The sequence below is a fragment of the Catellatospora sp. NPDC049609 genome, from assembly GCF_040675365.1.
GTDB lineage: Bacteria > Actinomycetota > Actinomycetes > Mycobacteriales > Micromonosporaceae > Catellatospora.
In genome coordinates this window covers 22,423-34,942 of record NZ_JBFAOU010000015.1, presented here as the reverse complement: position 1 = coordinate 34,942, position 12,520 = coordinate 22,423, and the positions used below count along the sequence as shown (strand labels likewise).

At 75.3% G+C, this 12,520-nt stretch carries 8 protein-coding genes; 2 read left to right on the top strand and 6 right to left on the bottom strand.

Going from position 1 to position 12,520, the window contains the following annotated elements; translation table 11 throughout:
- Positions 1-44 precede the first annotated feature (44 nt).
- Entirely contained in the window at positions 45-3,152 is a 3,108-nt protein-coding gene (locus AB0J67_RS06920) for a BTAD domain-containing putative transcriptional regulator (protein WP_363477190.1), read from the top strand.
- 1 nt (position 3,153) lies between these two features.
- Here the strand turns inward: AB0J67_RS06920 and AB0J67_RS06915 are convergent, their stop codons facing one another.
- On the bottom strand, positions 3,154-4,047 hold the full coding sequence (locus AB0J67_RS06915) for a hypothetical protein (protein WP_363477187.1): 894 nt from the start codon (positions 4,045-4,047) through the stop codon (positions 3,154-3,156).
- A gap of 208 nt (positions 4,048-4,255) precedes the next feature.
- Here AB0J67_RS06915 and AB0J67_RS06910 point away from each other — a divergent pair, with 208 nt between their 5' ends.
- Positions 4,256-4,867, top strand: coding sequence for a hypothetical protein (locus tag AB0J67_RS06910; RefSeq protein ID WP_363477184.1), 612 nt, complete (start codon positions 4,256-4,258; stop codon positions 4,865-4,867).
- 68 nt (positions 4,868-4,935) lie between these two features.
- On the opposite strand, the gene AB0J67_RS06905 is transcribed toward AB0J67_RS06910, so the two are convergent.
- The 5 genes from AB0J67_RS06905 to AB0J67_RS06885 form a co-directional block, all read right to left on the bottom strand.
- A complete protein-coding gene (locus AB0J67_RS06905) occupies positions 4,936-6,429 on the bottom strand; it encodes a sensor domain-containing diguanylate cyclase (RefSeq protein ID WP_363477181.1) in 1,494 nt (497 codons plus the stop codon).
- A 2-nt stretch (positions 6,430-6,431) separates the two neighbouring features.
- Positions 6,432-7,616 carry an FIST N-terminal domain-containing protein gene (locus AB0J67_RS06900; protein ID WP_363477178.1) on the bottom strand — a complete coding sequence of 395 codons (1,185 nt, stop codon included), beginning with the start codon at positions 7,614-7,616 and terminating at the stop codon, positions 6,432-6,434.
- A gap of 158 nt (positions 7,617-7,774) precedes the next feature.
- Complete coding sequence (argG, locus tag AB0J67_RS06895) at positions 7,775-9,226, bottom strand: argininosuccinate synthase (protein ID WP_363477175.1); 1,452 nt, start codon at positions 9,224-9,226, stop codon at positions 7,775-7,777.
- A gap of 188 nt (positions 9,227-9,414) precedes the next feature.
- Positions 9,415-9,858 carry a cupredoxin domain-containing protein gene (locus AB0J67_RS06890; protein ID WP_363477172.1) on the bottom strand — a complete coding sequence of 148 codons (444 nt, stop codon included), beginning with the start codon at positions 9,856-9,858 and terminating at the stop codon, positions 9,415-9,417.
- Complete coding sequence (locus AB0J67_RS06885) at positions 9,855-12,464, bottom strand: Dyp-type peroxidase (protein ID WP_363477169.1); 2,610 nt, start codon at positions 12,462-12,464, stop codon at positions 9,855-9,857. Before AB0J67_RS06885 ends, AB0J67_RS06890 begins: the two co-directional genes overlap by 4 nt.
- Positions 12,465-12,520 lie beyond the last annotated feature (56 nt).

Here is a 12,520-nt window from a genome sequence, read left to right as displayed (position 1 = left end):
TGTCAGCACAGGTCCGGCAGCACGATCGGAGACCCCAGGCTCACATGGCACCTGCACCGAACCGGCGCGTCGTCGTCGCCGCGGCGGGCTACGGCAAGACCACCGCGCTGCGCCGCTGGTATCCCGCGCCCGCGGCCCGCTGGTGGCCGGCCGGGACCGATCCGGCCGCGTTCGTCGCCCGTGCCGGAGCCGAGGCGGACGGCCCGATCGTGCTCGACGACCTGCCCCGGCTGCCCGACGACGAGCTGGCGCGGCTGCTGAACGCGGTGGCCGCGCTCGGCCCCGGGGTCGACGTCGCGCTGGCGTCGCGCTGGCCCGTGCCGTGGCGCTCGCCCGCCGCCGACCGGTGGACCGAGACCGGCCCGGCCGAACTCGCCTGCACCGTCGACGACGTCGCCGACCTGCTCGCCGAGGCGTGCGGCACGGCCGACCCGGACCTCGCCGCACGCCTGCACAGCGACACCGGCGGCTGGCCCGCCCTGGTGCAGCTCGCCGTCGAGGCGGTACGCCTGCACGGATCCGCCACCGACCCGGCCGTCTCCGGACCGGCGGCCGCCTACGTACGCGACCACGTCCTGCCCGGGCTGTCGGAGCAGGCCCGGCACCTGATCGCGCGGGCAGGCGGGCTGTCGCCGCTGACGGCGGGCCTGTGCGGGGCGCTCGGTGTGCCCGAGCCGGGCGCGCTGACGGACCTGCTGCGCCAGGTCGGGATCCTGGTGCGCGAGCCCGGCTCGGCCCCCGGGCTGCCCGTGGTGGAGCGGCTGGTGCCGGTGCTGGCCCGCATCGCCTCTGTCGGAGCCGGCACGCAACCGGGGGCCGCCGCGGACACCGGCGGCGGAACGGGCGTGGCTCCCGCCGAAGGGTTCAGGGCGGCGACCTCGGCCGGGGACGGCCGCGCCACGGCTCGGGCGGCCGCGGGCTGGTACCGCGAGCACGGGCCGCCGTCGGCCGCGGCCCGCGAGCTGGTGCGCGCCGGGGACCATGCGGCGGCCGCCGACGTGCTGCGCGAGCACGGCGGCCGGATGGTCGCCGGCGGGCACGCCGGGCTGGTGGCCCGGCTCGTCGGCGAGCTGCCCGAAGACGAGCGCGACGACCGGCTGCGGCTGCTGCTGGGCGACGCGCTGCGCACCTCGGGCGACCTGGGCGGGGCGCAGCGCGCCTACGAGGCCGTCGCCGAGACGCAGCGGCCGCTGGCCGCGGCCACCGCCTGGCGGCTGGGCCGCGTCTTCTACCAGCGCGGCGACGCCCACGGGGCGCTGGCCGTGTTCGCCCGCTGCCCGGCGGAGGAGCAGGTGTCCGGCCGGGACGCGGCGCTGCTGGCCGGTTCGATCGCGCACGCGAGCCTGCTCGCCGGAGCCGTCGAGGCCGCGGTCGGCTCGGCGCGCCGGGCGGTGCGGCTGGCCGCCGCGGCCGGGGACGACACCGCGCTCGCGGCGGCGTACCTCAGCCTCGCGCTGTGCCTGGCGGTGTCCGGGGACACGGCGGGCAGCGAGGAGCACTTCGCCCTCGCGCTGCCGATCGCGCAGCGCACCGGCGACGTGCTGCTGCTGACCCAGATCCACACCAACCGCAGCTACCAGCGGCTGCAGCAGGCGCACTACGCCGCCGCGCTGGAGTCGGCCGAGCTGTGCGCCGTGTACGCGCAGGCCGCCGGGTCGCCCAGCCTGCACGCCATCGCGACCAGCAACGAAGCCGACGCGCTGGCGATGCTCGGCCGCTACGACGAGGCGGCCCGGCGCTACCGCACCGCGATCGCGCACTACCAGCGGCACGGCTCCCGCCGCTTCGCCGGAGCGGTGCTCGGGCTGGCCGAGCTGTACTGGCGGCGCGGCTGGCGCGAGCAGGCGCGGGCGGCGTACGAGCAGGTGATCGAGGTCGGCTCCGGGGCGGGCAACGCGCACGTGCTGGTGCCCGCGCTGGCCGGGCTGGCGCTGACGGTGCTCGCCGACGACGTGAAGGCCGCCGCCGCGCACGCCGAGGCCGCGGCCGAGCAGGCGGGGCCCGAGCTGAGCCGCCCGGCGCTGCTGGCCCAGGGCTGGATCGCGCTGCACCAGGGCGGGCCGGGCCGGGCCGCGGAGCTGGCCACCGAGGCCGCGCGGGCGGCCCGGACCCGGGGCGAGCCCGCGGGACTGGCCGACGCGCTGGAGCTGCGCGCCGCCGCCGAGCCCGACCCGCAGCGGGCCCGCGCCGCGCTGCGCGAGGCCAGGGCGATCTGGACGGAGGCCGGAGCCGAGGTCGAGGCCGCCCGGATCGCCGTGCTCGCCGCCCGGCTGCCCGGCGCGGGCGCCGACGAGCGCGCCGACGCGATGCTCTGCGCGCAGCGGCTGGCCGGAGCCGACGCGCTGGCCGACCGGATCGGCGCGGCGACCGGCACCGGGGACCGGCCGCAGGTCCGGGTGCGGGCGCTCGGCCGGTTCGAGGTGGAGCTGGCCGGGCAGGTGGTGCCCGCGTCGCAGTGGCAGTCGCGCAAGGCACGGGACCTGCTGCGCATCCTGGTGGCCCGGCGCGGGCGGCCGGTGCCGCGCGCTGAGCTGTGCGAGCTGCTGTGGCCCGACGCGGACGGCCAGCGCACCGGGCACCGGCTGTCGGTGCTGCTCAACATCGTGCGCGGGGTGCTCGACCCGGGCAAGGCCCACCCCGCCGACCACTACCTCAACGCCGACCAGGCCAGCATCGCGCTCAACCTCGCCACGACCGGCGTGGACGTGGAGGACTTCCTCGACCAGGTGGCCCGGGCCCGGCGCCTGGTCGAGCAGCAGGCGACCGAGCAGGCGCGGCTCACCCTGCTCGCCGCCGACCAGCTCTACCGGGCCGACGCGTTCGAGGACGAGCCGTACACCGAATGGGCCGGGCCGCTGCACGAGGAGGCGCGCGCGGCGTACCTGGCGATGCTGCGGATGCTCGCACACACCAGCCGCGCCGCGGGGCAGCCGGGCGCGGCCGTGGGCTACCTGCTGCGGCTGCTGGAACGCGACCCGTACGACGAGCGCGCGCACCGGTCGCTGGTGCGCACGCTCGTCGCGGGAGGTCAGCACGGCGAGGCCCGGCGCGCGTTCGGGCGCTACGGCGACGCCATGCGCTCGATCGGGGTGTCGCCGCCGGACCGGGACCTGCTCGTCCCGGTCCAGCGGCCCGCCGCGCCGCGGCGCTGACTCAGCAGGGCGGCCCGTAGAACGTCCCGATGCGGGTGTCGTAGCCGGTCACGGCGTCGGACGTCGTGGTGACGGCCGCCGCGGCGGCCCCGGACCGCGCGGCGAGCGGCGGCAGCGCGACCCCCGGGAGGCGGGCGGCTCGCACGGACCCGCCGGCGAACGGGAGCACCAGGAACCCATCGAGGTGGGTGTTGAGCCCGGTCACCACGCCGCCGACGCCGAACGCGCCGAGCCCGGTGGGCGGCAGCGCCGCCGTACGCGGCCAGGCGCCGCTCGTCACCGGGGTGGTTTCCTTGCGGCAGACGTACGGGTCGGACGACGGCCACGGCAGGCAGATGCCGAACACGGTCAGCGGGGCGAGCAAGGGCCGGGTGCCGGCCGTGTGCAGGCTGACCCTGGTGAGCGCGGCGTTGGGCAGCAGCTGGTCGACACGCCAGTCATCGGTCGGGCGCTGCAGCGCGAACCCGAAGCCCACCGCCGACTCCCCGTCCCCGCAGGGCACGCTGACCGCGTCGCCGAGGAGGGCGGTCGCGGCGACGCGCTGCGGCGGGACCTGGGTGCGGATGCACATCGCCTGGACGGTCACCGAGAACTCCGTGGTGTCGGTGGTCGCCGGCCGTGCCGCGACGATCGCCGAGCGCAGGTCGGCGGCCGGTTCCATGCGGGTCAGCAGGGCCCGGCCGCCGCCGCCGGTGGTCCAGCCGCCGACGGCGTGCACCCAGGCGTCGGCCGGGCAGGTCACCACGACGGACTTCGGAGCGGTGTCGGTGGCGCTGGTGTTCACCTCCAGGGTGAGCGGCTGGTCGGCGTACGCCCCCGTCGGCGCGGGGAGGGCGCCGACGAGCGCGGCGGTCAGTGCGGTGACGATGACGCGAGTGGTACGTGCTGCGGGCACGGCTCTTCTCCTCTCCTGGCGGTCCGCATCGGACGGCCGTGTCCCATCCTCGGCACGGGTATCACGGTGGCGTCATGGTCGGCGCAAGCCCGACTGACGCTGACCCGACCGTGACGGGACGCTGACGGCTCCGGCGCAGCCTGGTCCCGCCGCGAACGTCGTGGCACTCCGGTCGCCGCGGCGACCGGGGAGGCAGAAGGGATCAGCCATGAACAGACGTACCGTCGCCCTGCTGGCGGCACTGGCCACCGCGCTGGCGGTGGCCGGCGCGGCGAGCCCGGTCACCGCCGCGGGGCAGTCCGCCGCGGTGCCGCGTGCCGTGGCGCTGCTGGACGAGGACAAGGCGACCAGCGCGGGCGGCACCGGCCCGCAGGTCTGCAACGGAGGCGTGCAGGAGCAGAGCCTCGTGGTCTCCGACAACACGCCGTTGGGCCTGGTCGAGACCGGCGGGGTGTTCCAGCCCCTGCCCGGCGCCGCGGTCACCGTCAACACCCCGGCCGGGGACACCGACCAGCTCGTGGTGATCTTCTCGGCCGAGGCGCGGGTGCAGGGCCAGCCGGTCAGCTACCTGGCACCGGTGGACTTCCTGCAGGTCCAGATCCTGATCGACGGCGTGCCCGTCGGCGCGAACGACCTGACGTTCACCACCGGGGCCGGGGAGTCCGACGCCACCCAGGCCTGCAAGCGGGTCTCGGCACCGGCCGCGGCACCGGCCGCGCACGTCGTGACGGTGCAGTGGCGGCTCATCGACCAGGCGGCGGCGAGCATGCTCACCGGCATCCTGGACGACTGGACGCTCAACGTGCAGGTCAGCAACTGAGCAGGACGGTGCGCGGGACCGGGCGGGGGGCCGGTCCCGCGCACTCGCGTCACGACCGGGCCCGCTGTTCAGCGGGGAACGGCCGGACGCGTGCCGTCGCCCGGGACGGTCTCGCCGTAGAGGGCGTAGCCGCCGGTGCCGCGGCGCTTGGCCTCGTACATGGCGAGGTCGGCGCGGGCGACGAGCTCGGCCGGCTCGTCGCCGTCGGCGCCGCTGAGCGCGATGCCGATGCTGACGCCGACCCGCAGCCGGTGCTGGGCCACCCGCATCGGCTTGCCCAGCGCGGCCACGATGCGCCCGGCCACGGCCATGGCGTCGGCCGGCCCGTCGACCCGCGACAGCATCACCGCGAACTCGTCGCCGCCGAAGCGCGACGCCGCGTCGCCGGCACGCAGCTGCGCGGTGATCCGGTCCGCGGTCACCGTGAGCAGCTGGTCGCCCGCGGCGTGCCCGAGCGAGTCGTTGATGTCCTTGAACCGGTCCAGGTCCAGGAACAGCACGGCCAGCGTGCCACCGTCGGAGTCGACCGCCGCGAGCTGCTGATCGAGCTGTTCCAGGAACAGCCGCCGGCTGGCCAGGCCGGTCAGCGCGTCGTGGTGCGCCTGGCGCATGCGCACCACCGTGTTGGCGTCGGTGAGGGCGAGGCTGACGTTCTCGGCGAAGGCGCGCAGTGTCTGCTCGTCGCCGGGAGTGTAGATGCGGTCCCGGTCGCAGGAGGCCACGACCAGGGCGCCGGTCACCGCACCGCTGTCGTGCACGGGCGCGGCCATCGACGCGTACACCGTGCCGGGACCGAGCAGCTTGAGCATCCGCGACTGCGTCTCCTGGCCGTGCCGGACCACCACCCGGTCGGCGACCATCGCCTCGCCCGCCACCGACGCGTCGGCGAGGTCGACCACGGGCGGGTGGTCGAGGTCCACCGGCCGGGTGCCCGCCGCGGCGGCCAGCCGGGCCCGCCCCGACTCGGCGTCGTCGCGCACCCACAGCAGCCCGATCTCGTCACCGAGCAGGTCGCGGGCGCCGTTGGTGATGGTGTCGAGGATCTGCCGCAGGTCCTCGCGGCGGGAGATGGCCCGCTGGATCGTGAACAGGTGCTCCAGCAGCCGCTGGCGCTCCTCCAGCGACTCGCGGATGGCGTGCTCGACGGTCAGCGTACGCAGCATCGTCAGGGTCAGCTCCAGCACGCGGGCCATGCCGCGGACCAGGTTCTGCTCCTCGACCTGGAACGGCGCGTCCCAGCGGGCCAGCACCAGGTGCCCGGGATGGCTCCCGGCCCAGGACGCGGTCACCGCGGGGCAGCTGCCCAGCCCGGGGACGTCCAGTGCGGAGCGCCGGCGCCGGGTCACCGCGACGATCTCCTCGTGTGGCACCGCGCCGGGCGGGAATCCGATCGAGGCCACCACCTTGTCGTCGAAGACCGCGGCGGCGACCTCCGCCTCCAGCGCCTGCGCGGAGCGCTCGACGGCGTTCTGCACCGCCGACGCCTCGTCCGTGGACGAGGAGACGACGGCCAGCAGTTCCACCAGCTGCTGGATGTACAGCGACTCCGCGAGCCCTGCCATGTTCAGCTCAATGCCAGCACAGCGAGCGTCTGGTTGTGGAACCCGTCGATCCCGTGGTTGCGGGCGATCTCGCCGTAGGTGTAGAAGCCGGCGAACGGCATCGTGCCGGCCCACCGCTCCAGGCGCTCGCCCTCGCGGCGGATGCCTTCGTCGCCCAGCACCGCGCGCAGCGCGGCACAGCTGAACGTGAGCATGCCGATCGGCTCGTGCCCCGCCAGCCGGTCCAGCGCGTCCTGGCAGGCCCCGTCCGTGGCGTCCAGGATGGACTCCTCGTCACCGGTCATCACCCAGGTCAGGCCGCCCGGATCGATCGCGCCGCCACCGCCGATGGACCTGCCCTCCAGGTCCACCTCGGTGGACAGGTTGCGGGCCTCGACGCCACTGCGCCGCTGCACGCCCAGCGGGCGCGACAGGGCGAACGCGGTGAACGCCGACGGGTCCGTGTACGCCTGCGGGGGCGCGTTGAGCCGCTCCAGGTAGACGTCGAGCGCGGGGCGGTCGTCCAGGGTCAGCACGCGCCCGTCGGCGGCGCGGGTCACGATCATCGGCTGGCCGACGGTGCGGTAGCCGTGGCGGACCCCCACCGCGATCGGCGCCTCGGACGCGATGGCCGCGCCGATCACCGCGTCGGTGAGCACCTGCCCGTCCTTGAACAGGTACGCCCCGCTCATCCGCCAGCCGTCGGCGGCCGCTCCGCCGAACAGCGGGATGCCCGCGCCGAGCGCCCGGTAGCAGCCGCGCACGATGCTCTCCTGGTCGCGGACCAGGCCGTCGGTGAGCACCATGAGGACCCGGTGCGGCTGCGTGACCTGCCGCATGCACCCGGCGACCTCGTAGCCCGCGTCGCCCTGCCGCCCGGAGACGTGCTCGGCGACGCAGGTGGCGACCTCCAGCCCGGCGCCGCCGAGCGCGGCCACGGTGACCGTGCCGTCGGCGGGCCCGCCGGGGCCGATCTCGCCGTGTGTGGTGCAGCCGATGACCGGCACCCCGGGCGCGGCTCCGGCGACGCCCGCCAGGACCGCCTCGGTGTCGTGGGTGATCGCCGCGAAGACGACCAGCAGTTTCGGGTCCGGTCCGGTCAGGGCCCTGCGTACGGCGTCGGCGGCCGCGGCTCCGGAATCGGACAGACTGCTCCGGCCGACGCCCATCCAGCGCCGGTCGTGTACCTCTTTGTCGGAGATCCGCACCGTACCTCCTGACGTGACGCATCTGCGAGGGCGTCAGCGCCCCATGAATACGGTACTACCAGGCATATCGCCGCCGGTCGGCCTGAACCGCCCCCGATATACGGAAAGCTCCGCCGCACGCCTGGCAGCGTGCGGCGGAGCTTCACTTGCCGGCGGGCTCAGTCCGTGCCCGACTCCATCGCGGAGATGCCCAGCAGGCCCTCGTCGCTGGCCTCTTGGCTGCGGGCCGCGATCGCCTCGGCACCGCCCTCCGGCAGCATGCCGATCAGCATGGTGGTCGCCGACTGCGCGTCGGCGGTGAGCGCCGACTGCCGTCCGCTGCCGACGATGCCGAGCTGGGCGTACTGCTCCAGCTTGGCGCGGGAGTCGGCGATGTCGAGGTTGCGCATGGTCAGCTGGCCGATCCGGTCGACCGGGCCGAACGCGGCGTCCTCGGTGCGCTCCATGGACAGCTTGTCCGGGTGGTAGCTCAGCGCCGGCCCGGTGGTGTCGAGGATCGAGTAGTCCTCGCCGCGCCGCAGGCGCAGCGTCACCTCGCCGGTGACCGCGGAGCCGACCCACCGCTGCAGCGACTCGCGCAGCATCAGCGCCTGCGGGTCCAGCCAGCGGCCCTCGTAGAGCAGCCGGCCCAGCCGTCGGCCCTCGGCGTGGTACGCGGCCAGCGTGTCCTCGTTGTGGATGGCGTTGACGAGCCGTTCGTACGCCGCGTGCAGCAGCGCCATGCCGGGCGCCTCGTAGATGCCCCGGCTCTTGGCCTCGATGATCCGGTTCTCGATCTGGTCGGACATGCCCAGGCCGTGCCGGCCGCCGATGGCGTTGACCTCCAGCACCAGGTCGACGGCGGAGCCGAACTCCTTGCCGTTGACGGTTACCGGGCGGCCCTGCACGAACCCGATGGTCACGTCCTCCGGGGCGATCTCGACCGCCGGGTCCCAGTGCCGCACGCCCATGATCGGCTGCACGATCTCGATGCCCGTGTCGAGGTGCTCCAGCGACTTGGCCTCGTGCGTCGCGCCCCAGATGTTCGCGTCCGTGGAGTACGCCTTCTCGACGCTGTCGCGGTAGGGCAGCCCGTGGGCGATCAGCCACTCGGACATCTCCTTGCGGCCGCCGAGCTCCTTGACGAAGTCGGCGTCCAGCCACGGCTTGTAGATCCGCAGGGACGGGTTGGCCAGCAGGCCGTAGCGGTAGAACCGCTCGATGTCGTTGCCCTTGAAGGTGGAGCCGTCGCCCCAGATCTGCACGCCGTCGTCGAGCATCGCCCGCACCAGCAGCGTGCCGGTGACGGCCCGGCCCAGCGGGGTGGTGTTGAAGTAGACCCGGCCGCCGGACCGGATGTGGAACGCGCCGCAGGCCAGGGCGGCCAGACCCTCCTCGACGAGGGCCGCGCGGCAGTCGACGAGGCGGGCGAGCTGCGCGCCGTAGGCGGTGGCCCGGCCGGGCACCGACGCGATGTCGGGCTCGTCGTACTGCCCGATGTCCGCGGTGTACGTGCAGGGCACCGCTCCCTTGTCGCGCATCCACGCGACCGCTACCGATGTATCGAGGCCGCCGGAGAAGGCGATACCGACGTGTTCGCCGACAGGAAGTGAGGTGAGAACCTTGGACACGTGGGAAGTATATGCGACCGGCCGCATCGTTATGCAAGTACCCGTGTGGTGTGTCACCCGCCCCGGTGACAGGTGATGGCCAAGATCGCGACGATCTTGCGTGAACTGTTGGGGATATGCCCGAAAGGAGTGTGTCGTCCCCACACTTCGCGCAAGATCGCCCGGGGCGGGGTGGGGCCCGTGGGGGGTCAGCGGATGTGGAGGGTGGCGCGCATGCCTGAGGTGCCGTGGTACAGGCAGGGGAGGGGGTAGGTGCCGGGCTCGGTGACGTCGATGGTGAGGGTGCGGGTGTCGGCGCCGTTGAGGTTGCCGGTGGCGGTGGCGGTGGGGAGGCGTAGCGCGATGTCGTGGGGGGTCAGGCCGATGTTGCGGAAGGTGAGCTCGATGCGGCCGGGGTGGGCCGTGACGACGTCGGGGGTCATGCGCAGCTTGTCGTCGACGGTGATCTCGATGCGCTGGACGCCGTCGGCGCCGGTGGTCGCGACCACGCCCTCCGGTTGCGCGGCCAGGCTGGGCAGGGCCGCGCCCTGCGCGTCGGGGCCGCCCTCCAGGCCCCACAGGGAGCAGCCGGACAGGGCCGCGGTGAGGGCCAGCGCGGCGGCGTAGGTGGCCAGGCGGGGCGGGGTGGTCATGTGGCGTCCTCTCCGAACAGGTCCTGGCCGACGTAGCCGCCGGGTGCGGTGCCGCGCGGCATCGCGAACAGGGCGCTGGTCTCGTGGCGGATGAAGCGGTTGAGCGCGTCGACGCCGGCCAGCCGCCGCTGCACGGGGACGAAGCCGCGCGCCGGGTCGGCCTGCCAGGCCAGGAACAGCAGTCCCGCCTCGGCGCCGTCGGTGTACGACCAGCCGCGGCGCAGCATCGCCGCGCCGTTGTTGAACGCGGGTGCGGCCAGCCGGATGTGCGCGTCGGCGGGGATGGCCAGGCCGCCGCCCGCGCCGGTCGCGCCGAAGTCGGCGGGGGTGCGCTCCTCGCCGCCGGACAGCGGCGCGCCGGTGTCCTTGCGCCTGCCGATCACCCGCTCCTGGGCGGCCAGGTCGAGGCCGTCCCAGTCGTCGAGCAGCATCCGGATGCGGCGTACGACCAGCAGCGAGCCGCCCCGCAGCCACCGCGGCGCGGCGGGGTCGGTGACGAACACCTTCGGCTCGAAGTCCTCGTCGCCGGGGCGCGGGTTGTTCGTGCCGTCGAGCTGGCCCATCAGGTTGCGGGTGGTGGCGCCGTCGGCGGTGACCCCGGCGCTGCTGGTGAAGCCGTCCTGCTGCCACCTGACCCGGGCGTGCGGCGCGGCCAGGCGGATCAGCTCGCGGGCGGCGTGGAACACCACGACCGCGTCGTCGGCGGCGACGAGCAGGCACAGGTCGCCGTCGCCGCGCGCCGGGTCGAGCCGCTCCCCGGGGAACGCGGGCAGCGGTGTGAGCTGCGCCGGGCGGTCGGCGGCGGGGATGCCGGCCTTGCCGAACAGGCCCGGCCCGAACCCGATGGTCACCGTCAGCGAGGCGGGTCCGGCGCCGGTGACCAGATGGTCGCCGGGCCGGCCCAGCGGCTGCCCCTGCCCGAGCTGCTCGGCCGCCTGGCTCCAGCGCCGCAGCAGTGCCCGCAGCCCGGCCCGGTCGACGCCCGCCGCCAGGTCGAACGCGACGATCCGCAGCCGGGCCTGCTGCCGGGCCGGGGTGGCGATGCCCGCCTGGTGCTCGCCGTGGAAGGCGACCCGGCTGGTGCCGACCGAGGCCAGCGGCGGCTCGCCCGAGACCTGCGGCGTGGCCGGGGTGTCGGTCTCGGGCCCGCTCGCGGCGATGCCGCTGGCCGCGCCGAGGATCGCGCCCACGCCGCCCGCGGCCAGCGTCCCGGCGAACCCGCGCCGCCCGACCACGGCCTCTTCCCGCTGAGGCGAGGCCGCGGCCGCCGCCCGTGCCCCCAGCAGCACCGGCGGCTCGTCCCCGGCCGAGCCGGTCGCCGCAGGCCCTTCGTCGCCGGAGACCGGCGCCGCAAGATCCTGCGTCGCAGCCGCGACGTCATGCGTGTCAGTCCCGTGCGTGGCAACCGCGTCGTCATGCGCGGCAACCGCGCCACCGTGCGTGGCAGGCGCGCCATCGTGCCCGGCAGCCGAGTCGTCATGCGGAGCAGCCGCGCCGGATGCGGTGACGGTCCCCGCGGCCGTCGCCTCCGGGTCGCCGGACGCGGTGGCGGGCCGGGTACGCGAAGCGGGCTTGCAGCGGCGCCACAGCAGCGGCCCGGCCAGCAGCAGGCCCACGCCGAGGCCGACGACCAGCGCGACGGTGGCGCGGTTGGCGTCGGCGGGCAGCGCGGACGGCGCCGACGAGCGCCACCAGACCGGGGCGTCGTCCAGCGCCATCATCGAGGCGAGCAGCCCGCCGACGCCCATCCCGACGAAGCCGAGGAAGGTGGCGCCCCGCGCGACGAGCACGGCGGCGACGATGCCGAACGGCCAGATCAGCAGCGCGGTCATGTCCGAGCCGAGGAACGCGCCCAGCCGCTCCGGCACGTTGCCCTCGGTCACCAGGGCGATCGCACCGGCGTGCACGGTGTCGACGGCGATCAGCGCGCCGAGCGCCGCCGCCACCAGCCGGTGCGCCCAGCGGGTGAACACCGACCCGACCACCAGCAGCGCGGACAGCGCGGTGAGCAGGTACCAGGGGGTGGGGGAGGGGCCGGGGACCCAGTCCAGGGAGCCGGTGGCGGTGAGCACCCGGCTGTCGTGGTCGAGGTCGACGCGCCACGACGAGATCCGGTGCGGTGCCGTCGGGTCGGCGGCGACCGCGATCGGCAGCGTGGTCAGCATCCAGTGGGTGCGGTGGTCGTGCCAGCGGTGCACGGGCTCGTCGGAGATCTTGCGCCAGCGCGGCGCGGCGGCCGGGTCGGCGTCGGCGGGCACGCGGGTGCTGCCGTAGCGGTCGGCGTTGAGGTAGGTCGCGGGCGAGCTGTCGTTGAGCCACACGCCGTCCGGGCCGACGCGGGCGTACGGCTCCTCGCTGTAGCCGCGTACCACCACCTCGGTGCCGGTGGTGTTACGCAGCTGCAGGCGGGAGCCGTTCTCGACGACCGCGAGGCTGACCCCGGGCACGGATGGGGACAGGCCGGACAGCGTGGTCGCGAAGTTGGTCGCGCCGACCCCGCCGACCTCGTGCGCCGCCGCCGCGCCCGCCGGGCCCAGCGCCAGCAGCACACCCGCCGCCAAGGTCAGCAGCAGCCGTACCGGCCGCGCCACCACTGAGGTGATCACCCGCAACGCATCCTCCCCACGCGCGGGCCGCACACCAGCGACCCGGTCAGCGTTGG

Bases quoted from the DNA above. Each gene is read 5' to 3' on its own strand.
- AB0J67_RS06920 (WP_363477190.1), top strand. From the start codon at position 45: ATGGCACCTGCACCGAACCGGCGCGTCGTCGTCGCCGCGGCGGGCTAC.
- AB0J67_RS06910 (WP_363477184.1), top strand. From the start codon at position 4,256: ATGAACAGACGTACCGTCGCCCTGCTGGCGGCACTGGCCACCGCGCTG.
- AB0J67_RS06905 (WP_363477181.1), bottom strand. From the start codon at position 6,429: ATGGCAGGGCTCGCGGAGTCGCTGTACATCCAGCAGCTGGTGGAACTG.
- AB0J67_RS06890 (WP_363477172.1), bottom strand. From the start codon at position 9,858: ATGACCACCCCGCCCCGCCTGGCCACCTACGCCGCCGCGCTGGCCCTC.